We start from the raw sequence: 21,420 nt of genomic DNA on the forward strand, positions 1-21,420 counted from the left end.
ACTATTTGATCCTATTACTATTTAATTGCAGATATAGGATAAAAATATAACAGGTAAAGTTGGTTTGATACTAGTACGAATCTATTATCAGAAGTGAGTTAATCGAATAGAACTGGAGGAATACATTGCAACTTCCACAGGCATTACCTGATGAGTCTCTATTTAGCCGCTTGTGCAGACATTTGGCAGTAAATGGAATTAATACTTCCCAATATTTAAATGTTCTGCTGGCAAACTCTCGTGTAACAATACATCCCTATCTGACTTCTGATTTGGGAAGGATTAGTGTTTTCTGCGACGAGTCAGCTGAGCAACTATCTATGAATCAGACGCTTATCTGCTTGTTTTCCTACTATCTACCTAATTATGCATCTATCATCAATGATCCTGCTTCCTCTGCCCATCGCTTGATCAGAGCTTGCCAACTAGCAGCCTACAGAAACACAGAAAATTTAGATATTAAGTATTGTTCAAAATGTGCTGAAAATGAAATGAAAAATTATGGTGTAACATATTGGCACTGCTCACACCAAATACCAGGCGTAGAAGCGTGCCATCAACATAAGATATGGCTAGAACATATAGGGCTACCTGGTAGAACTCATATTGCAGCTTGGTTGTTACCACCATCGCATGCAAATAGCAGTTGCTGTTGTACTCCATTAGCAACTCAATTTGCTCTGTATTCAGAGCATCTGCTTAGTTTGATCAGGACTGGAACATTGCCAGAGAAGTTAGATTATCGCACCAGAATGTTTAACAACAATTTTGTTACGATAAATGGGCGAATCCGTAGAAAACCTCTTGCAAGTAAATTATTCGAAATAGCACAACAACTGTTCCCTTCTATAAATCATCTGAAGCCTAAAGCCGCAGATGACTATGCATATTGGGCTTCAGCTTTTGCAGGGAAAATGAATCAGCATCCATTCAAATACTTGCTATTGGATTTTTGTCTTGAAATTCAAACTCAAGATAACCCAGTTTCTATTCCTCTAACATTAACTCAGAGAGATGTGACACTCGAACAACGTTGTTGTAACTTGTTATATCGGGGTATTTCTATGGAAAATGTAGGGTTGCAGATTGGTAAAAGTCGATGTTATGTGAAAACAGTAGCGCTCAAATATAATATCCCAGTCAAACTAAAGCCAAAAAAAATCACAGAAAACATTAAACTCCATGTGATTCAACTAGCTAGAAAAGGTTTTCATCGAAAAGAAATTGCACGTCGATTTAATATATCAAAAGGTAGCGTTGAGATAATCATTTCGACAACAAGTGGGCTTGTCGATTTTCGAAAAAAATGTAAATTTGAATCTAAGCGACGTTCCTATAAATGCCAAATAATTAGATTCATTCAAAATAATCCATATGCATGCAGGCAAGATATCAAAAGATATTGTAGCAATGCATTCTTCTGGTTATACCAGCGCTGCCCAGCGTGGCTTGAGTGCCATTTACCTGCTGTCAATAAGCCAAAATGTGTGATTCGTGTGGATTGGGCTATAAGGGATAAAATTCTATCGAAAGAAGTAGCTTTTATTATAGAGGAACAAGGAGGTACAATTACACGTACTCAACTTGATCGAATTCTTGGGGGACATGGCTGGTTAACAAAAAATAAAAAAAGACTACCATTAACGCTAGATATTTTTAGTCGTTTAACTAAGGAAATAGATAAAGTAAATATATTCTCGGAGTAATACCATAGATAAAATTTATGAGGTGTTTATTATTGTTAATACTATCTTTCCGGATGAATCATTAAGTGGGTTTGTATTTCGTATTTTGTATTGTTATGGAGCTTTGATAAATGAAAATGATTTGTTAGGTGTGGTTAATTCGGCTGGTAGTAAATGGGTTTTCTTTCCTAATATAAACCCAGGCCATCAATATATGTTTCAACCATATCCGCCATTAGATATGTATGATTCTTTTAACCGAAGATTAAAGCAGTCTTCATTAATTTATAAAACAAATCCAAAATCTGTCTTATCAATTTTTTCTAAAATCTTCTACAATAGACATGTCGATCATGATTTTTATAGAAAAAATAAAAAAATACCTGACATTGAAATAAAGTTTTGTGTGGATTGTTTTTACGAGAAAATAAAAGAAAATGGTATCTCTTGGTTTAAGAGTGATTGGGAAGAGCCACATAGTAGATGCCGTATTCATCATAGGACTCTTATCAAGACGTCTCATTTAATTTCTTGCTGCAAACGTGACCGGCTACAAAACATTCAAGCAGCACTAACAGGAGTATGTCCCTGTTGCTTAACAAACTGTTGGCCAAGTATAAATAATGAGACATATTTTGATTTGGGGTTACCTAGGGATAATGAAACTCTTGATTCTTTTATATCACCTTGCGCAATAGAAATATTTGTACATTGGATAGTCATTTTTAATAAAGGAAATGCTTTTAATCTTGATTTTAATGCAGCTCATTGGATTAATATAATTAGATACTCTTCAAATGGTAATCTAAAACCAAACATTGAAAGTCTAGAGCATATCCTAGCAAGTTTTAAATATTATATACCGGTAGCATATGATTACTTTATTAACCATTTTTTAGATGAATTAAAAATTTCATGTGAAGATTGTTTCCCTCACGAAATTAAGATTCCTTTTTTAGTTAGTAAAAATAGAAATTGCTATGAGTGTATTAATCAAAAAAAAACATGTCCACTTAGTCATTCTATAAAATTATTTAGTTTATCAAATAGTTTAGACGATATTGTTCTAGGGAGAAGAAATTTTTGTGATGCTAGATTTGTAAAGCCATTTAGCCAAGATGATATATTTTTTTATATTGATAGATAATGGATGTGACTTATATTATAGTTATATTATCTATTAACAGGCGGCTTAAATATATGTTGATTTTCATCGACACCGAGTATACAAACCCTTCAGTTCCAGAGTTAATCAGCATTGGTATGGTTTCCGAGGATGGTCAGTACCAATTTTATGCTGAGCTTGATGATTTTGACTCAACTCTTTGCAATAGATTCGTTACTGAAAATGTATTACCTCAACTAAATTTTACATATAAAATGTCAAGACAGGAGTTAACAAATAAATTGTACTCTTGGTTTTTAACCCTACCTCGTTCAATAACAATATGTGCTGATGATTTTCTTGATGTAAAATTATTAACGGATCTTTTTGTGGAACGACCTCTTAATTTAAATGCTGGCTGGTTTGATTTAAGACACCTTATTAATACAAGTATCTACCACGATGCTGTTTGCCATTATCATGATAAATATGGACCTTGGCATCATGCACTAAATGATGCCAAGGCTCATCGCATTGGATGGCTGGCTTGGATGGACAATAGGAAACGGAAATTTTTCTCAAAATAATGAAATTATTAAAAATAAGAAATTAATATTTTATGTATGTTATACAATGATCCACCCTAGATAAGGGACTTAAAAAATCTAGTTAACAATCCTGTGAGTTTTGATGAGAATATCCCTATGGTCTACAACTTTCAGTGCTGAAGCTAATATTTTCCTATCAGGTGTTAAAGCAAATTGTGAGCATTTTTTATATCACGTAAATTACCTCCTGTCGGTTTATCATTCCAGCCCTTACCATGTATTTCTCCTCTAATATTCTCAGCACCGAACTAATTCGCATAATGTATCGCTACGAGGATTTCCGCCTTCTCATCGGTGTGTAGTCTCTCCGGTCTTTAGTACCACAGCTAGAGATTACATCAATTACTAAACAACTTGGCACCAGAAGAATATTGGCTGATAAATAATCAGGGTGAGATATCAAAAATTATATGGAACTAAAGTCAGTATTTTTACAGTAATTCTGCTCAAACTGGCGAAGAGTATCAAGAAATTTCTGACGCGATATTTTTCAGCTCTAGGAACGGAGCCATCAATTATTCAGATACATACCTGAAAAACAGATTTGGCAATATCGATACCAGCAACTCTAATCTTGTTCATGTAATGTTACTCCCAGATTAATGCAGTCAGTAAAAGTATGGTACTGGCTACTTTAGAAGGGAACGTCCATCACATTACTATATTGTTTTATTAATCACATTGTGACTCATAAAGAATATTACAGGCTCACCGATTACTACCGGAGAACTCTAGAATGACAACAAATAGTTATGAGGTTGCTTTAAATGCAATGGCCACATTGATAAATACAGTGCCCTTGTTAGGGGGAAGCCATAGCCGTGAAGACTACGAGCAGGCTCTCGAGATGGTAGATCGACTAATCGGTACCGACGAGAAGAACCCGCTGATCGACCTGTTGGCTAAAAAATTGCTGATTATGAAAATACCGCCCCCGAATTTGAGGCATTTAACGCGCGTATAGCTGCATTACCGCAAGAGTTGGCGATACTACACTTGATAATGGATCAGCACGGGCTGAATCAAAGAAGTTTTAAAGAGGAGATCGGTGCCCGTTCTTTGGTCAGTATGATCCTGAAAGGAGAGCGTAAGCTGACTCTGGATCACATGAAAGCTCTTTCAAAGAGCTTTGGGCTACCAGTTTCTGCCTTTATTTATGATAACATATGACGTTTGGAAAAATAACATCGCTCTTTGGTGGTCAGAAACTGGCCACGTATACCTGCAATAACCCTGCCGTGCTCACAATAAGATTGTGTCGCATTAAGGTGGAGTCCGGTAACATGCCGTTTTTTCTGATGTTACCTGCTTATGTCTTTAATCCTAAAAGTTTTCAGTCGGCTGCATTACCCAGCTGATGTTATTGCTCAGTGTGTTAGCTGGTATCTCGCTTACTCTCTGAGTTTACGTAACTTGGAAGAGATGATTGCAGAGTGTGGAGTTATCGTTGACCACTCTACACTTTACCGATGGGTTATCCGTCAGTGCCGGTGTTGGATAAAGTATTTCGCTGGCATAAACGTTCTGTAGGGTGTTGATGGCGAATGGACGAAACCTACATCAAAGTTAAAGGGCCGTGGAAATATCTGTACCGTGCGGTCGATACTACGGGTCAAACCGTCAACTTCTTGCTGACAGCCAAACGGGACGCGGCAGCTGTATTACGCTTCTTTTACAAGGCCATTCGACACTACGATAAACCTGAGATAGTGACCATTGATAAAAGTGGTGCTAACACGGCAGCGCAGACCACACTTTCAACACTGACAAGCCAGAAGAAAACATGATCACTATCAGGCATGACAATCTATATGAATAATCGGGTTGGGCAAGATCACCGGAATATCGAACGACGGATACGGCTGATGCTGGGATTTAAATCATTTCGTCGGGCTTAGACGATATTGGCGAGCATTGACAGTTAGTGCATATGATACGTGAAGGGCAATATCAGCACCCACACGGGGAGGATTATCCCCCCGACAGAGCAATTTTATTTGTTGGCTGCCTAAAAGATCGGCAGCGCAACTTTTGCTGACTTGCCTACGCTAATGCGACAGAGCAATTTTTATTGAGCAACATACAAACTTTACCATTTAACATTTTGAAAATATGGGCTAATTGTTAACGAAAACTTGCGAATCTCCCTGTACATCAGCTAATGTATAAAACTGATATTTTATGTAATTTAATGGGGTTACCTATGGTATATCAGGATCCGTTGCCAAAACTTATCGTAAAAAAATCAACGCTATTAAACGAGAATCAGGGATTTGTAATCCCACTTTTGGAAGAAATTGAACCAGATGTTTTTAAACCTATAAGTAAGCAGGATTATCCAAGCGATATACTGATTACAAAGGGTTTTCCAAGTGTTGACGAACGTTTTGGAGTAACTGATTTATTCGTATTAGCTGCCCACTCTTACGATGAGACGAAAAGTATAAAGGATGGAAAATCACGATACTGGGCAATGGGCTCTGATGCAGAAAATCTTGCTCAGAATACGCTATTACCAGTATTAGAAATTAGTCTGCCGGATAAGCAAAATGGAATGTTGCCGCAGGATGTTATTCCGTTAAAACAACCATTTTTTATTCTTGATGGTACGGATTTATATGGCCCACTAACTAGTACTCAAAATGATGACAAACGTTATATAATTGAACCTCATGTCCACTCATTGCTAAGTTATGGAAAAGGTTTTTTAGGATGCTTCAAAGTTAGTGATTTAGAAAAAGCACTTGTTACAGTTATAGAAAACAATGTTGAAACATTATATGTATCGTCTTTCAAGACTATTTCAAAATATAAATCAAAAAGTATTGACTATCTTTCTGACGATCAATTAATTAAAGTTGTTAATGCTCAAGGTTTTGGCAAAAAAGCACAGCCTTTAGGAAAAAAAGAAGCCCAACGTCTCCAACAAATAATTGCTGAAAGTGAGAAAACCAATCAGATTTTTAAACAATATGAAAGAGTTGAACGATTAAAGAATTTACTAGATCGGTACTTGTCAGAGTCTGATATTGGTTATTCCTTGATAAAGGAATATTTAAACACGAATGCTGGAATGCGTTTTTTAGAAACGTATATCGAAGATAATAAGTCTTCACTCTTGCAAGAACATTTGGAAAAAGTAAGAGATGATGTTGAACAAGAGGAAAGTCGAATTCGTTCCAGCCTGAGTCGTCTTGAAGAGACATTAGTTAGTAAAGAAAATCAGCTACATGAATATGAACAAAAAGTTGAAAGTAAGAAGCGTGAAGTCGAAAATAAAATCGCTGAATTTGAAGCTGAAAAAGAAGATGCTATAAAGAAAAAATTAGAAGAAAAACAATTAAAACTTTCAACTGAAATTGACAAAGCTAAAGAGAATCTATCCCAAATAAATATAGATATAGAAAAAAGAGCAAATTTACTTAATATCGCTAATGAGGCTGTGCAATTAAATAAAAGAAAAGACTATCTTGAAGAACATAATATGCTTCTCAAGTCTACTGCTGATGGATATCAAGATGTCTTAAGAACTACAAACAATCAAGATCTTGCTAAAAAAATTGGTGAGATGGAAGCCATCAATAAAGTATTAAATGGTCAGTCCTATCTTGATACGACAATGTTTGATGCTAAGCCTGTTGTATTTACTAGTGATGAACCTGAGCGAGTCGAAGATCTGATTGATTGCTTATGCTCCAAATTTTCCGAGGATGGTGGTAGAGATTTCTCTCAAGAGGAAATGACCAATCTTATAGTTTCAATTAATCAATCTTTCCTTACAGTTCTTAGTGGCCCCCCTGGGACTGGGAAAACATCAACTGCTACGAGACTTGCTGAGTCCCTGCATCTAGGGAGCCCCGCAGGCGATAAGAATTTTTTGTTTGTGCCTGTCGGGCGCGGTTGGGTATCAAGCCGGGATATTCTAGGCTTTTATAACTCTCTGAAGGGTGTTTACCAAGAATCACGTACAGGGTTATATGGTTTTTTACAGCATAAGAGTAATGGTGCTCAAAAATTAATACTTCTAGATGAAGCAAATTTATCATCAATGGAACATTATTGGTCTGATTTTATAGGGCTATGTGATGCTGAATATTGCTCAAGGGCGATAGATACAGGAATACCAAAAGATGATCTAAGATTCATCAATATTGATAATTCCGTTAGGTTTATTGCAACTATAAATAATGATTCAACAACTGAACGATTATCTCCTAGGCTAATTGATAGGGCTCCTATAATAAACTTAGATATTTCTAATGATATGGCGCACAATTTTGCTGGAAAAAAATTGGAAGGGACAATAAGAATCGAGACTTTGAATAAACTATTATCCCCTCGAGAAGACATTGAATTATCAAAAGCAAATGACTTAATATTAAATCGTATTATTGAACATTTATCAAAAAGAGACTCAAAATTAGGGAATTCAGTTCATATTAGTAAACGAAAAGTTAATGCCATTACGAACTACTGTTCCGTTGTTAGCCCTATTTTAGATAATGAAATTGCGATGGATTTCTCGATTGAACAACATATATTACCTCATATAGAGGGTTATGGTCAGGGCTTCAAAAATCGGTTAGGAGAACTCTCGGATATTCTTGGACGTTCTTACCCTAGGTCATCCGCACAATTAGAACGAATTATTACTACTGGAAATGAGTTTACGAGCTCTTTCTCATACTTTTAAGTTCGGGATGCGAACATGCAACTTGATATTATAATACTTTCAGGTGATCGTAGTGGGTTAGTAATAAATTTGGGTGAGCTGAGTTCACACAGTTCCATTACTTCATGGGTAAAGGAAAATGAAGCATTAGAGTTGCGCTTAGAAGTTATAGGTTCGTATTCAGAAGCTGAAATAGTGTTATATGACCACCAGATAATAGCAACGGAAATCCTCGAAGATGAAGGGCGTACTGTTTTTGTTTGGAAGCCTAAACGTAGGTGGGGTGAACAGTATGAGTACTTATTCTTTAATTATTTTGGCATTGCAGAGTTTACGGTAAAACTTTTTAGCCATTCTTTCATTGATCCTGATTTCATCAACTTCCAACCTATAGAGGTACTTGCATCTAAAGCTAATGCTAAAAATGTAGAATATATGTTATCTTATTTGGCAAAATTAAATGATGATGAACTCCATTCTATTTTCCAAACTACAAAATATAACTCGGGCTTTAAGGATGGAGTAAACTCCCCTCGAAGTAATTTAGAACGATTGGAATATGCATTTCAACTTGTTTGTACTTTATTACCAGAAATTTTGAAAAAACCCATAACTAAACTTTTACCTATTCAGAAGATAATTAGCCCTAATGACTATAATGTTTTTGATGATTCATCATTAGGTTGGCTAATGTCAAACCTCTCTGTATTAGATGAGTGCGATGATATAAATCAATCTCATTTAATATATGGCACTAGAATGTATAGAGCATCTTCTCTTCAAGTATCTGAACTTGAGGAAAATACCGATGTTTATGAAAACTGGGTCGTTCATGGTTTCTTAGACCTTTTGATTGTTGAAATTTCCAATCAAATTTCCTCATACGATAATATTTTTCCTCAATCATCTAAATTATCAATCCCAAAACCAGATGGATACTCTTCATTTTTTGATCAAATTAACAAATTCAGAAAGAGTTTATTAAATGGTCAGATAACAAGATGTGAGAAGTTAGCTAGTTCAGCAACAAAGTTAAAATTTCATTTAGATAATTATCTTCCTGTTAGTCAAGTATTGAAACAAAGGCCTATCCTTACTCCAAAGGCGGCGGCAAATACAGCTTATCGTTCAATTTTTATTAATTTCATCAATTGGTTTGAAAAAAGCTCTCCTGATTGGTCAGTTTATGAAAATCTATTTGCGATAAAAAGTATTCCTATTTTATTTGAATCATACTCTTTTTATAGAGTAGCAGAGACGCTATCTGGTATTTTTGATGGTAAACAGAAAATAGGTAATTACTGGGAGGATAGTGTTGGAAATGAAATAACATTGTTCCGTGAGCCTATTTACTGGATGAATAAGAATCGGAATATAGCAGATTCGATTTTTATTAACACTGAAGGCCTTTCTTCCACGAAAACAGGTATTAGAAAGCGAGACTATTCACATAGATACGCTCATCGAAGTCCAGATATTGTTATTGAGATTAAATTACCCAATGGTTTTCGAAAGCTACTTATTTTAGATGCTAAATATACTAGCGCTAAATTGGCTGTAGATAAACACTTGCCTGAATGTACAATGAAATATGTTCATGGAATACACTTGAAAGGGAGTGGGGCAACGGTTGTTGATGCATTTACTATATTATATCCAGATGTGCAGGGTAATTTATATAGCTTTCATTCTTTTGAACATGATGTGTTTAGCGATAATCCAGTTACCCCATCATTGCAATGTGTTGGGCTGGAGTTAAGTGAGTCAGAACATCAAGATAATTTATTTAAAGTTATAAACGCTACTCTATTAAATGCACTACGTCATAGTTATAATAGTGAAGATATAAATAAATTAGAAAAAAAAGTAAATTAAAGATACTGAGTTCAGATAAAATATCTAGACCCACTGTTATTGGGAAATATTGAGTTAAAGCTTGGGAATAAGTAAAGAGCGTGAGGCATCCATGCTCTTATGACGCAATAGCTAATTTTGAATTGTATCGTTCTGTCTGATAAGTCCCCCTCTTACTGACATCAAAAAACGCAGGTAACAGAGTTTTGGGGCTCTGTCGCATTAGCGTAGGCAAGTCAGTAAAAGCTGCGCTGCTGATCTTTTAGCCAGCCAACAAATAAAATTGCTCCGACGGGGATAATCCTCCCCGTGTGGGTGCTGATATTGCCCCACACTTTTTCATGCTCTCCTTGACAGCTTAAGACATCAGGCATAGTATTTTGAAAGCACTGTGTTTATATACAGTTGTTTCTTTGTTTTATTTTTAATTATGTCGAAGAGGAAAATACGATGAGTGGTGGAGATGGTAAAGGCCATAACAGCGGAGCCCATAGTACAGGTGGAGTAAATGGTGGCCCGACTGGCCTTGGTGGAGGAGGAAGTCATGGAGGCGGAGTCGGTTCGGGTGAGGGGGCGTTTAAAGTGGCCTCACAGCGGTCAGAAGGCGGTTGGCTAAACAGCTATAACGCTGCAGGTCAGTTGATAGGTTCGACACGCCAATCAGGCAATGGCAGTGGTAATAGCGGTAACGGTGGCGGGTCTGCTAATAATGACGCGGAAAAGGCTAGACTGGCGGCCGAAGAGGCTAAACGTCAGGCCGAAGAGGCAGAGATAAAACGAAAAGCGGCGGAAGATGCGGCTAAGTGGGATGCGGCCCATCCCGTAGAAGTGGCAGAACGGCAGGTGAATGAAGCTCAGCAACGTATGGATCAGGCCCTGCAGGATAAATCATCCGCAGAACAGCGAGCCGCGAACCATGATGCTGTTGCTAATGGTCTCCAGAATGAAGTCTCACCACTGCTAAAAGAAGCTCAGGAGTTCAGGGATAAATTCGCGAATCTCGCTAAAGGGGGGGCATTAGACCCTTCAATCCCCGCGCTTTATCATATGGCGCTGACTATGAATGCGGAAGCATCGCGTAAGAAGCAAGCCGCTGATCAGAAGCAAGCAAGTGCTAACAGCGAGCGCGCGGCTGCGGTTCAGTCCCGAAACGAAGCCAATGCAGCGAGTCAGCGTTTAGAACAAATGCGGCAGGAGAAAATCAAAGCGGAAGCTCACCTGAATGCGGTTCGTCAAAAAGTAGCAGAGGATAAAAAAGCTCAAGAAGAAAATGACGCGGTGAAAGATGCGGTTAAATTTACTGCGGATTTTTATCAGACAGTGACAGAAAAGTATGGTGTTCAGTCGGCTAAAATAGCACAGGAATTGGCCGAGGCGGCTAAAGGAAAGCAGCTCCGTAGTGTTGATGAAGCATTAAAGGCTTTTGATAATTATAAGGATGTACTGAATAAAAAATTTAGCGTGAAAGACCGAGAGGCGATAGCGAAGGCGCTGGAATCGATTGACCGAGACCTGATGGCAAAGAATTTGGCCAAGTTCAGTAAGGCGTTTGGATTAGTAGGTAAGGCCATTGATGGAGTAGATGTTGTAAAAGAAATTAATAACGGTATGGAAACGGGAAATTGGAGACCTTTACTCGTTAAGCTAGAAACGTTGGCTGCTGGGAGAGGGGCAGCTTCGTTAGTTGCATTTACTTTTGGAGTCATGACTGCATCTCCATTAGGAATTTTAGGTTTTGGTTTGCTAATGGTCATTACCAGCACATTAATTAATGATGCGTTAATTGAAAAGATAAATAAATACGTGTTTGACTTATAATGTTTTAAAATTTAAGGCCCTATCGACTGATAGGGCTTTTTTTTATACTTAAAAAAATAATACATAAAACTCCAAGTGGAATAGAAAATATAAAGCAAAATATATAATAAATGGCGTAAAGCCCATTCTTACCTATATCTTCGCTAAAAATTCCTTTATGCCAAAATTCTTTTTTAGTATAAATAAGAGCTATTATTTCGATTAGTTTTTTTGAAAAAGGGTATAGTAATGTACTTATAATTAATATGGACCAAGCTAAAATTAAATTATTTTCTAGCCAAGTGTTACTTTGCCATAAAAAAACGCACAGAAAAAAAACACCCCAGCCGACATTATTTATATAGTATTTCTTATCCATGTAAATACCTCATTTTCATTTGTGTCTATTTGTCTTTCTATTCATTTTATATAAGAATAATTATCTTATCTATACAGAAACACAGATAACTTGCTAATTTTAAGTGTGCACTTTTAGATCTATTTTGTAAAGTCCGAAAAAATTTGGCAAATGAACTTCTTGAGATCCTTTTATTCTGAGCGTAATCTTCTGTCCAGAAACGAAAAAACCGCCTTTCGGCGGTTTCTCGCCGGATCCTTGAGCATCGAACTCTTGAATCCGGACGGTAACTGAGCTCTTCGCGGGAATTAGTCACCAAATCAGTTCTTGTAGTTTAGCCTCTAGAGGTAGACTTGGGGTTTGAAGTCCAGTGATGTTAAAAACCACTGCTAAGCAGTCTCATAAATCGACTCTGATACGATCCAGTCTCAAAATGACCAAAAATAGATATTTGGAACCACTTTTTCGCCCCTAATATGTAGTCTCATAAACCTAGATATTTCAGAATATTAGCTTCTTAACGTGTTTTTTCGCACCGTTGGCCCTCGAACCCCTAACTCAATACCCGCCAATATAGTTTGCGCCCGATGAAATGATTTAAATCCCAGCATCGGCCATATCCGTTGTTTGATATTCCGATGATCTTATCCAACCCGGCTATTCATATAGATTTTTCTGCCTGATAATGATGATGTTTTTGTAAGTATCCCCTCAAAACGGCCCATTCACTTTTAGAGATCTTCCGACATACTGATTATGTCCCCGAGGAGATCGCTATGTGTAAAATCCGATTCACCGAGCACCAGATCATCGCCGTTCTGAAGTCTGTCGAAGCCAGACGCACCGGTGCCGCGAGGCCGCTATTTCCGAAGCCAGCTATTACAATTGGAAGGCGAAATATGGCGGGATGGAAGCCGCTGATATCAAAAAGATCAAAGATCTTGAAGACGAAAATCGTCGTCTGAAGCAGATGTTTGCCGAACTGAGTTTGGAATGCCGGACTCTGAAAGACATCATCAAAAAAAAGCTTTAAAACCAGCGATAAAGCGTGAGCTTGTCAACTATTTGACCGCGCAGTTTACGATGAGCATACGCCAGGCATGCAGGGCGTTATCGCTCAGCAGGACGGTGTTTTGTTACCAACTGGATACGCGACGTGATGAACCGGTGAGCCAGGTGCTGACCGAGGCGGCCGAGCGCTATCCTCGTTACGGCTTTAAGAAGCTTTTTCAGGTAATTCGCAGGCAGGGGCACGTCTGGAACCACAAGCGTATACACCGGATTTACTGTCTGTTGAAACTGAATTTTTGTCGTAAGGGTAAACAACGCCTGCCGGTGCCCAATCCGGCTCCGCTGGCAACGCCGGAAGCACTTAACCAAAGTTGGTCCATCGATTTTATGCCCGACGCATTGACATGTGGTCGACGTTTTAGGACTTTCAACGTCGTGGATGATTTAACCAGCGAGGCGCTGGCTATCGACATTGACCTGAATATCCCTGCTCAGCGGGTCGTCCGGGTGCTGGACAGGATAGTAGCAAACCGTGGATATTCGCTGAAGATGCGGATGGATAATGGGCCGGAACTGATATCACTGACTTTGGCGCAATGGGCTGAAGAGCATGGTGTAGTGCTGGAATTTATCAAGCCAGGTAAGCCAACACAAAACGCGTTTATCGAACGATTTAACCGAACGTACCGGACAGAAATACTGGATTTTTATCTGTTCAGAACACTGAATGAAGTACGGGAAATCACGGAGCGCTGGCTGAATGAATACAACAGTGAGCGTCCCCATAAATCCCTGAATAACCTGACACCGGAAGAATACCGGCTAATGGCTGAGAAACCGGAAATCTCAAAAAGTGTGTGGAACTAAAGTTGGGATACTTACATTTTCTTCTGGCTTGCCGGTGTTGAGTGTGGTCGGCGCTGCCGTGTTGGCGCCATTGTCACTATCTCAGGTTAATCGTGGTGTCGAATTGCCTTGTGAAAGAAGCGTAATGCAGCTGCCGCGCCCTGTTTGGCGGTCAGTGAGAAGTCGACGTTTTGACCCGCAGTATCTGTAAGTACTGGATATCGGAATGCTGGAGGAGCCGCTTGTGAAGCCATTTTTACGATAATGGATAACAGTCAATTAGGGATATTCTTGTAAACAATAGGAAATAGCAATACTGCCAAAGTAAGAGATTTTTACTATCAAAATGAATAAGCCTAATATTAAACTAACAAGCGGACTTTAGTTTCAGGGGATAACTAAATGAGAATACTCAATAGTCTAGGGTGCTAACTCCAAGATCATTAGCCAATGGAATCAGCATCTTTCTGTCTAACGGCCAGTTATCTAACAGCTTATTTTTCTTGTATTTAAGCATCCAATAAATAAGTAAAATAGTGCTTTGTTTATAGAGAGCGCCATCAGTATATTTGGACTTAATAATTTCTGGGATAACTTTATTCTTTCTCACAAATATCTCAATCTTTCCAATTAATTCTGAATCTATTAAATCTTCAAATTCATCCAGAATAGTCAGAATTGATTTCTGAGTCTCGGCTTTTATTCCTGTAAAACTGTAATACAAAGCATCAAGTTTGGAAATGATACCTAGTTCTTCTATTGCACCTTGATTAAGCTCTTGACTTACCTGAGTAAAAAAATCATCAGTTGTTTCTATAAGGGCCATACACTTAGCAACAGTCCTGTGAACTTTTGGTTTTATCGCTGTTTTAGCCTTATAAATAGCATCATGAGTTAACTCAGCATGTGCATGCTGAAGTAACGTTCTAATTTGAACTTCGCAGGGGATATCAATTGGGATATCAACAGAATTAAAGGTTATTGCATGTTTAGGCCGCAAGACAAAATGAACTGATTGATAAGTAAATAATAACGGAGCATTTTCTTTGTCTATATTAAAATGTTTACAGGCATCGAATGACCAAAATTCAGACGATTTTATGATATCACATATAAGCTCAATATCTTCAATGACAAGTACTACAAACCGTGCACCTACTTTATCCTCAATCTCATTGTATGGGTCAGCGTAATGCTTACCAGCGCGATAAAATGCTTTGTCGATTAGTGACTTTTCATCTTTTAACCGATGTTTGGCAGGCAATTTGAGAAAGGTATCTAGATCCTTACCTCTCTCCTTTATAGAAGAAGTAATTTCTTGAACAATAAATTGGCCCCAAGATTTATAGACAGACTCTTCTTGGAGCCATTTTGCTTGAAATTCAGCTTCGGTCATTCCTGCGTCACTATTTTGTCCTTGATAATCACTTGTGTCCACTCCGCCGCCACCCCTGATTCATCTTTGTCTCCATCTATTGTTGTCATGGTTATCAACTCCTTGAAGGACTCTGACGGTGCGGAGATTTTAACATTCTTACTGAAGCTAACTTTTCTGAACTTCAGACTACCTGAAATGTGTTCAATATCTTTAGTAAAAGAAGCTGTCGGAATGCCAGCGTTTTCCATATATTCAGAAAAAGCATCCTGAACATCTGATTCAAAATATGTTGCACCAAAATCCGCAGTGCCAATAGAAGATGAGGTGTCTACCTTGAGATAAGTTGTTAGGGCATTAATATAATCACTCTTCTTGGATTCAGGTACATCTAGTTCGGCAATGAACTTCTTAGTTTCATCATAAAATTGTTTAGTAGTTCTCGCACTCGTTTGGGGATATCCGCAACCGAGGAAGTCAGCATAAAAATATTTAGCAGCAGCTTTTCCTCCTGTTTTACTTATCTGAGAATCAGATACCATCACAACCCATTTGTCATTTAAGTTGCTATAGGGTGAATCATAGACATCCTTTTCAAAAAAACCCGCTGTTTTATATAGCCTGGAGCTAGGTGTTAAGAGTACTTCTTCAACATACTTCAATGATATTTCACCCGTTTTGTCATCAACTTCTTTTTCATAGGCACTGTGTGTTTCTGCTTTGATAATTCCTAAGAAATTTTTGGCTGGATGACCTTGGGTACCAGTAAATACAACTACAATTCCACCCGGTATTGTTCTGATTTGCTGGGCATCTGAAAGTGATGTGGCAAAGTCGTAAGATGACACTGCGAAAGTATCATCAGCTTCCTCTACAGCTCTTTCAACAATCAGAGGAAGATCCTTAGCTTCTTTTTGATTGGTAATTTCCATTTGTACTGCCCGCGAGCTTGACCCCAGAGCCTCAATAACTCTTTGTTTGAAAGTTTCCATTGCCTCATAAGAAAAACGGGTAAAATCTCGGCTTTGCATTGGTTTTTTTTTCTGGCCTTCAGCGTCTCTTTGGTAGACCTGATGGATGATGATACGGTCAATATTTAAATTTAATAACTGCATCTCATTACCTTGTAATAATTTTTTATCCTGAATTCCAATAGGGAATAGATTAGGATAATTTAACCCTGTTTACTACATATACCATTGCCTTTTGATATGGGGTATAGATATTTTTCTACGTATATCTATGAGTGGGGGTGCTAGAAACAAAGCGAAATTGTATACGTTTCGTTAAACCAGTTGTGATTATTCATCAAGGTGGCCGTCAGCAACATAATGGCCACTACGTCTAATTTATGACTGAAAAATCGCAACCCGCAACCATGTTGGACACGGTGCTTTAAAGATTTTTGGTTCTGCCATGTGACTTTTCCAGCGTGTTAGCTCTGTTTATAAGAATATTGTATCAAATTACAGGAATCAATTTACCCAGTTAACAGACAAACTTTATTGTCTGATTTGCCCATAAGGGACAAACATTATTGTTCTTACACAAACTTGTGCAGAGACAATAAAGTTTGCCCGTAAGCAATAAAGTTTGCCCGTAAGCGCATTTTTATACAACAAAGTTTGCCCGCATGTTTTTCATAGACTAAATTTTAATCATGTGAAATGTTTGTGGAAACCTTATGGGAAAAGGACGAAAGCTTGAAACTCTCGGGGACTATCAGCGGGCACTAAAAGACAAATATGGGATTGGCGCTGGCGTTGAGTACAAACCTTGGTTAAGAGTTCAGGATGTAAAATCTCAAGGAGTCCGCTCTCAAGTTTTCGGCAGAAAGGTTCCGAGGGTGCACCATTTTCTATCCTCATTAGAAACACAATTCTTTTACTTGGCCGAATTTACTGATGATGTTATAGACATACGAGAGCAGTTTCCCCTTCTCCCACTGAATGTATCTCAAAAAATAGCTAAAACAATTGGTGTCGAACATCCAACTCACCCCAATACTGGCGAGCCAATAATTGTCACCACTGATTTTCTTCTCACTTTGCAAACTGTTCACGGCGAGAGATACCAAGCTGTTTCGGTCAAGCCTGAAAGCGAATTTAATAACCAGCGTTCGCTTTGACCTGCTCCCAGTTTCTATTCCTCTAACATTAATTCAGAGAGATGTGACGCTCGAACAACGTTGTTGTGATTTGTTATATCGGGGTATTTCTATGGAAAATGTTGGGTTGCATATTGGCAAAAGTAGATGTTATGTGAAAACAGTAGCGCTCAAGTATAATATCCCAGTCAAACTTAAGCCAAAAAAAATCACAGAAAACATTAAACTCCATGTGATTCAACTGGCTAGAAAAGGTTTTCATCGAAAAGAAATTGCACGTCGATTTAATATATCAAAAGGTAGCGTTGAGATAATCATTTCGACAACAAGTGGGCTTGTCGATTTTCGAAAAAAATGTAAATTTGAATCTAAGCGACGTTCCTATAAATGCCAAATAATTCGATTCATTCAAAATAATCCATATGCATGCAGGCAAGATATTAAAAGATCTTGTAGTAATGCATTCTTTTGGTTATATCAGCGCTGTCCATCGTGGCTTGAGTGCCATTTACCTGCTGCCAATAAGCCAAAATGTGTGATTCGTGTGGATTGGGCTATAAGGGATAAAATTCTATCGAAAGAAGTCGCTTTTATTATAGAGGAACAAGGAGGTACAATTACACGTACTCAACTTGATAGAATTCTTGGGGGGCATGGCTGGTTAACAAAAAATAAAAAAAGACTACCATTAACGCTAGATGTTTTTAGTCGTTTAACTAAGGAAATAGATAAAGTAAATATACTTTCGGAGTAATACTATAAATAAAACTTATGAGGGTGCTTATTATTGCTAATACTATTTTTCCGGATGAATCATTAAGTGGATTTGTATTTCGTATTTTGTATTGTTATGGAGCTTTGATAAATGAAAATGATTTGTTAGGTGTGGTTAATTCGGCAGGTAGTAAATGGATTTTCTTTCCTAATATAAAAACAGACTATCAATATATGTTTCAACCATATCCGCCATTGGATATGTATGATTCTTTTAACCGAAGATTAAAGCAGTCTTCATTAATTTATAAAACAAATCCAAAATCTGTCTTGTCAATTTTTTCTAAAATCTTCTACAATAGATATGTAGATCATGATTTTTATAGAAAAAATAAAAAAATACCTGACATTGAAATAAAATTTTGTGTAGATTGTTTTTACGAGCAAATAAAAGAAAATGGTATCTCTTGGTTTAAGAGTGATTGGGAAGAGCCACATAGTAGATGTCGTATTCATCATAAGAATCTTATCAAGACTTCTCATTTAATTTCTTGCTGTAAACGTGACCGGCTACAAAAAATTCAAGCAGCATTGACTGGAGTATGTCCATGTTGCTTAACAACCTGTTGGCCAAATATAAATAATGAGACATATTTTGATTTGGGGTTACCTAGGGATAATGAAACTCTTGATTCTTTTATATCACCTTGCGCAATAGAAATCTTTGTACATTGGATAGTCATTTTTAATAAAGGAAATGCTTTTAATCTTGATTTTAATGCAGCTCATTGGATTAATATAATTAGATACTCTTCAAATGGTAATCTAAAACCAAACATTGAAAGTCTAGAGCATATCCTAGCAAGTTTTAAATATTATATACCGGTAGCATATGATTACTTTATTAACCATTTTTTAGATGAATTAAAAATTTCATGTGAAGATTGTTTTCCACACGAAATTAAGATTCCTTTTTTAGTTAGTAAAAATAGAAATTGCTTTGAGTGTATTCATCACAAAAAAACATGTCCACTTAGTCATTCTATAAAATTATTTAGTTTATCAGATAATTCAGATGATATTGTTCTAGGGCGAAGGAATTTTTGTGATGCTAGATTTGTAAAGCCATTTAGCCAAGATAATATATTTTTTTATATTGATAGATAATGGATATAATTTATAATATAGTTATATTCTCTATTAACAGGTGGGTTAAATGTATGTTGATTTTCATCGACACCGAGTATACAAACCCTTCAGTTCCAGAGTTAATCAGCATTGGTATGGTTTCCGAGGATGGTCAGTACCAATTTTATGCTGAGCTTGATGATTTTGACTCAACTCTTTGCAATAGATTTGTTACTGAAAATGTATTACCTCAACTAAATTTTATATATAAAATGTCAAGGCAAGAGCTAACAAATAAATTGTACTCTTGGTTTTTAACCCTACCTCGTTCAATAACAATATGTGCTGATGATTCTCTTGATGTAAAATTATTAACGGATCTTTTTGCGGAACGACCTCTTAATTTAAATGCTGGTTGGTTTGATTTAAGACACCTTATTAATACAAGTATCTATCACGATGCTGTTTGCCATTATCATGATAAATATGGACCTTGGCATCATGCACTAAATGATGCCAAGGCTCATCGCATTGGATGGCTGGCTTGGATGGACAATAGGAAACGGAAATTTTTCTCAAAATAATGAAATTATTAAAGATAAGAAGTTAATATTGTATGTATGTTGTGCAATAATCTACCATAGATAGGGGACTTAAAATATCTAGTTAACAACCCTGTGAGTTTTGATGAGAATATCCCTATGGTCTACAACTTTCAGTGCTGAAATTAATATTTTCCCATCAGATGTTAAAGCAAATTGTGAGCATTTTTTTATATCACGTAAATTGCCTTCCGTCGGTTTATCATCCCAGCCCTTACCATGTTTTGCGCCTCTAATATTCTCAGCACCGAACTGATTCGCATAATGTATCGCTACGAGGATTTCCGCTTTCTCATGGGCGCAGAAAGACTGGATCTGATAGTCTCTAATTTCAAAAACTTTATCTATAGCAATAGCCTTACGCTGCTTTGTTGCTATAGAGCCTCCTTGACCAAAATGGCTACGCATTCTGTTTTCAAATCTTTTTGTTGAACCAACATACCAACTTCCCCCTTCAAGACGTAAGACATAAATATAGTATATCTCATCTTTTGCTATTGATTTTCCCATGCTTATAGTCCGAATATGTCATATTAAAAATGTTTATGTAGAATAATGTATAAGTACTTAGACTGCAATGATATTACTATTTTTCATTTTAATTCAATTAGATACAACCCTTGGCTTTTAGTAAAAATATTACCATTTATAGTTAAGTTTAAGGGTTTTTACCCAAAAATAATTTTTAGAGAAGCAGGTGAACTATCTAAAAACTGCCATTTTCATTGGCAATATGACCGAGAATTGCTATATTATCATTTAGAGTTAAATATTTTAAGGTCTATTATATGATGATAAATGCAAAGTTAGGGAAAAGAAAATATCTTGGTGGCGCGTCCTTCCTTATTCCAGTTGATATGAATTTTGAATTTATATTAACCTTAGAGGAAAAAGACTGTCCATCATTATCCAAAACGACTGATTTTCCAATGATATTAAAATTTAATGATTATGCAGATAATCAATCTGTATCATTTTCAACTATCGATGGCAAGATGGTTATGACATTACATAATTGGAATGGTGTGGCCACAACGCTAAATGAACCGTTTAAACTTATAAAAATAGAAACTAATGCCGATGTGGAAATGATGATGGCTAATAGTAGAGTTGGGACTACTAATCATTTATCATTACAGTTCTGGTTAAATACATATGAAGAATGAAACTCCACGATTTGAATTGCCTGAAGCTATTCCATTAGGTGGTTTATCAAAAAACACAACAACATACTTAATTCAAGTAACAGAGGATAAGCTGCTACGTATTTTAGATAAATATCGGGATAAAGCGATACGCTCTAAGTCTTGGGAGTTGCCTTGTGGGATTTTTTTTACTTTGATAATTACTATATTTACAGCTGATTTTAAAGATTTTCAGTATATAACTTCCAGCTCACTTAACTTGATATTCTCCATTTCAGCATTTATTTCACTTGTATTAACGGTTAAGAATTTTTGTGCTAATAAAAGCTTACCTTCAGTCGAGGATTTAGTTTCTGAAATAAAAGGGGAGAATAAATAAATTATTAATCTGATAATTATAACTGAAATATAAT

The 21,420-nt window shown here is 36.8% G+C and carries 18 protein-coding genes and 4 pseudogenes; 16 read left to right on the forward strand and 6 right to left on the reverse strand.

The features are described 5' to 3' along the window. The first annotated feature begins 125 nt into the window (after positions 1–125). The 9 genes and pseudogenes from DJ39_RS17200 (at position 126) to DJ39_RS17065 (ending at position 11,742) form a co-directional block, all read left to right on the forward strand. Entirely contained in the window at positions 126–1,706 is a 1,581-nt protein-coding gene (locus DJ39_RS17200; protein ID WP_038251083.1) for a TnsD family Tn7-like transposition protein, read from the forward strand. A gap of 22 nt (positions 1,707–1,728) precedes the next feature. Next, on the forward strand, positions 1,729–2,832 hold the full coding sequence (locus tag DJ39_RS17805; RefSeq protein WP_147282169.1) for a hypothetical protein: 1,104 nt from the start codon (positions 1,729–1,731) through the stop codon (positions 2,830–2,832). Between the two features lie 53 nt (positions 2,833–2,885). Next, on the forward strand, positions 2,886–3,377 hold the full coding sequence (locus DJ39_RS17060; protein WP_049688050.1) for a 3'-5' exoribonuclease: 492 nt from the start codon (positions 2,886–2,888) through the stop codon (positions 3,375–3,377). Between the two features lie 757 nt (positions 3,378–4,134). After that, a complete protein-coding gene (locus tag DJ39_RS18395; RefSeq protein ID WP_370274471.1) occupies positions 4,135–4,362 on the forward strand; it encodes a hypothetical protein in 228 nt (75 codons plus the stop codon). A 38-nt stretch (positions 4,363–4,400) separates the two neighbouring features. Then, positions 4,401–4,568 (forward strand): helix-turn-helix domain-containing protein, encoded by a 168-nt coding sequence (locus DJ39_RS18400; protein ID WP_004723229.1) that lies wholly within the window; start codon positions 4,401–4,403, stop codon positions 4,566–4,568. Between the two features lie 141 nt (positions 4,569–4,709). Next, positions 4,710–5,410 (forward strand): annotated as a pseudogene (locus DJ39_RS17205) (IS6 family transposase). A 191-nt stretch (positions 5,411–5,601) separates the two neighbouring features. Next, positions 5,602–8,091 carry an ATP-binding protein gene (locus DJ39_RS00905; RefSeq protein ID WP_038251087.1) on the forward strand — a complete coding sequence of 830 codons (2,490 nt, stop codon included), beginning with the start codon at positions 5,602–5,604 and terminating at the stop codon, positions 8,089–8,091. Positions 8,092–8,106: 15 nt separating this feature from the next. Then, positions 8,107–9,945 carry a hypothetical protein gene (locus DJ39_RS00910; RefSeq protein WP_004723224.1) on the forward strand — a complete coding sequence of 613 codons (1,839 nt, stop codon included), beginning with the start codon at positions 8,107–8,109 and terminating at the stop codon, positions 9,943–9,945. Between the two features lie 429 nt (positions 9,946–10,374). Continuing rightward, the gene (locus DJ39_RS17065) at positions 10,375–11,742 is read left to right on the forward strand and encodes a colicin-like pore-forming protein (protein ID WP_050777626.1); all 1,368 of its coding nucleotides are present in this window, start codon (positions 10,375–10,377) and stop codon (positions 11,740–11,742) included. A gap of 19 nt (positions 11,743–11,761) precedes the next feature. On the opposite strand, the gene DJ39_RS00920 is transcribed toward DJ39_RS17065, so the two are convergent. Both DJ39_RS00920 and DJ39_RS18190 read right to left on the reverse strand, forming a co-directional pair. Next, a complete protein-coding gene (locus tag DJ39_RS00920) occupies positions 11,762–12,100 on the reverse strand; it encodes a colicin E1 family microcin immunity protein (RefSeq protein ID WP_038251089.1) in 339 nt (112 codons plus the stop codon). 533 nt (positions 12,101–12,633) lie between these two features. Beyond that, positions 12,634–12,723 (reverse strand): annotated as a pseudogene (locus tag DJ39_RS18190) (IS6 family transposase); the annotation flags it as partial. Positions 12,724–12,855: 132 nt separating this feature from the next. Between DJ39_RS18190 and DJ39_RS00930 the strand changes: the two are divergent. Beyond that, a pseudogene (locus DJ39_RS00930) lies at positions 12,856–13,957 on the forward strand (IS3 family transposase). An 18-nt stretch (positions 13,958–13,975) separates the two neighbouring features. Here the strand turns inward: DJ39_RS00930 and DJ39_RS17675 are convergent. From DJ39_RS17675 to DJ39_RS00940, 3 genes and pseudogenes are all read right to left on the reverse strand, one after another. Continuing rightward, positions 13,976–14,142, reverse strand: a pseudogene (locus DJ39_RS17675) (IS6 family transposase); the annotation flags it as partial. A gap of 206 nt (positions 14,143–14,348) precedes the next feature. After that, positions 14,349–15,374 carry a GTP pyrophosphokinase gene (locus tag DJ39_RS00935; RefSeq protein WP_230596551.1) on the reverse strand — a complete coding sequence of 342 codons (1,026 nt, stop codon included), beginning with the start codon at positions 15,372–15,374 and terminating at the stop codon, positions 14,349–14,351. Further along, positions 15,329–16,426 (reverse strand): nucleoid-associated protein, encoded by a 1,098-nt coding sequence (locus tag DJ39_RS00940; protein ID WP_004723213.1) that lies wholly within the window; start codon positions 16,424–16,426, stop codon positions 15,329–15,331. Before DJ39_RS00940 ends, DJ39_RS00935 begins: the two co-directional genes overlap by 46 nt. Positions 16,427–16,995: 569 nt before the next feature. Here DJ39_RS00940 and DJ39_RS00945 point away from each other — a divergent pair. The 4 genes from DJ39_RS00945 to DJ39_RS17070 all read left to right on the forward strand — a co-directional run bounded on the left by DJ39_RS00945 (position 16,996) and on the right by DJ39_RS17070 (position 19,844). Continuing rightward, positions 16,996–17,439, forward strand: coding sequence for a TnsA endonuclease N-terminal domain-containing protein (locus DJ39_RS00945; protein ID WP_038251610.1), 444 nt, complete (start codon positions 16,996–16,998; stop codon positions 17,437–17,439). Positions 17,440–17,530: 91 nt separating this feature from the next. After that, a complete protein-coding gene (locus tag DJ39_RS00950; protein ID WP_052068566.1) occupies positions 17,531–18,172 on the forward strand; it encodes a TnsD family Tn7-like transposition protein in 642 nt (213 codons plus the stop codon). Between the two features lie 23 nt (positions 18,173–18,195). After that, entirely contained in the window at positions 18,196–19,299 is a 1,104-nt protein-coding gene (locus tag DJ39_RS00955; RefSeq protein WP_147288323.1) for a hypothetical protein, read from the forward strand. A 53-nt stretch (positions 19,300–19,352) separates the two neighbouring features. Next, a complete protein-coding gene (locus tag DJ39_RS17070) occupies positions 19,353–19,844 on the forward strand; it encodes a 3'-5' exoribonuclease (RefSeq protein ID WP_049688048.1) in 492 nt (163 codons plus the stop codon). A 78-nt stretch (positions 19,845–19,922) separates the two neighbouring features. Here DJ39_RS17070 and DJ39_RS00965 read toward each other — a convergent pair whose 3' ends face one another. Then, the gene (locus DJ39_RS00965) at positions 19,923–20,372 is read right to left on the reverse strand and encodes a GIY-YIG nuclease family protein (protein WP_004723374.1); all 450 of its coding nucleotides are present in this window, start codon (positions 20,370–20,372) and stop codon (positions 19,923–19,925) included. Between the two features lie 278 nt (positions 20,373–20,650). On the opposite strand from DJ39_RS00965, the gene DJ39_RS00970 reads away from it, so the two are divergent. Together DJ39_RS00970 and DJ39_RS00975 are read left to right on the forward strand one after the other, a co-directional pair. Next, positions 20,651–21,028 (forward strand): hypothetical protein, encoded by a 378-nt coding sequence (locus tag DJ39_RS00970; RefSeq protein WP_004723373.1) that lies wholly within the window; start codon positions 20,651–20,653, stop codon positions 21,026–21,028. After that, positions 21,018–21,386 (forward strand): hypothetical protein, encoded by a 369-nt coding sequence (locus DJ39_RS00975; protein WP_038251095.1) that lies wholly within the window; start codon positions 21,018–21,020, stop codon positions 21,384–21,386. Before DJ39_RS00970 ends, DJ39_RS00975 begins: the two co-directional genes overlap by 11 nt. The last annotated feature ends 34 nt before the right edge of the window (positions 21,387–21,420 follow it).

The sequence above is a fragment of the Yersinia ruckeri ATCC 29473 genome (assembly GCF_000754815.1).
GTDB lineage: Bacteria > Pseudomonadota > Gammaproteobacteria > Enterobacterales > Enterobacteriaceae > Yersinia > Yersinia ruckeri.

What these genes read in the sequence shown, in the direction of transcription:
- DJ39_RS17065 (WP_050777626.1), top strand. Translation starts at nt 10,375, where the DNA reads ATGAGTGGTGGAGATGGTAAAGGCCATAACAGCGGAGCCCATAGTACA.
- DJ39_RS00920 (WP_038251089.1), bottom strand. Translation starts at nt 12,100, where the DNA reads ATGGATAAGAAATACTATATAAATAATGTCGGCTGGGGTGTTTTTTTT.
- DJ39_RS00965 (WP_004723374.1), bottom strand. Translation starts at nt 20,372, where the DNA reads ATGGGAAAATCAATAGCAAAAGATGAGATATACTATATTTATGTCTTA.
- DJ39_RS00950 (WP_052068566.1), top strand. Translation starts at nt 17,531, where the DNA reads ATGGAAAATGTTGGGTTGCATATTGGCAAAAGTAGATGTTATGTGAAA.
- DJ39_RS00945 (WP_038251610.1), top strand. Translation starts at nt 16,996, where the DNA reads ATGGGAAAAGGACGAAAGCTTGAAACTCTCGGGGACTATCAGCGGGCA.
- DJ39_RS18395 (WP_370274471.1), top strand. Translation starts at nt 4,135, where the DNA reads ATGACAACAAATAGTTATGAGGTTGCTTTAAATGCAATGGCCACATTG.
- DJ39_RS00970 (WP_004723373.1), top strand. Translation starts at nt 20,651, where the DNA reads ATGATGATAAATGCAAAGTTAGGGAAAAGAAAATATCTTGGTGGCGCG.
- DJ39_RS00910 (WP_004723224.1), top strand. Translation starts at nt 8,107, where the DNA reads ATGCAACTTGATATTATAATACTTTCAGGTGATCGTAGTGGGTTAGTA.
- DJ39_RS00905 (WP_038251087.1), top strand. Translation starts at nt 5,602, where the DNA reads ATGGTATATCAGGATCCGTTGCCAAAACTTATCGTAAAAAAATCAACG.
- DJ39_RS17060 (WP_049688050.1), top strand. Translation starts at nt 2,886, where the DNA reads ATGTTGATTTTCATCGACACCGAGTATACAAACCCTTCAGTTCCAGAG.
- DJ39_RS17070 (WP_049688048.1), top strand. Translation starts at nt 19,353, where the DNA reads ATGTTGATTTTCATCGACACCGAGTATACAAACCCTTCAGTTCCAGAG.
- DJ39_RS18400 (WP_004723229.1), top strand. Translation starts at nt 4,401, where the DNA reads ATGGATCAGCACGGGCTGAATCAAAGAAGTTTTAAAGAGGAGATCGGT.
- DJ39_RS00940 (WP_004723213.1), bottom strand. Translation starts at nt 16,426, where the DNA reads ATGCAGTTATTAAATTTAAATATTGACCGTATCATCATCCATCAGGTC.
- DJ39_RS00975 (WP_038251095.1), top strand. Translation starts at nt 21,018, where the DNA reads ATGAAGAATGAAACTCCACGATTTGAATTGCCTGAAGCTATTCCATTA.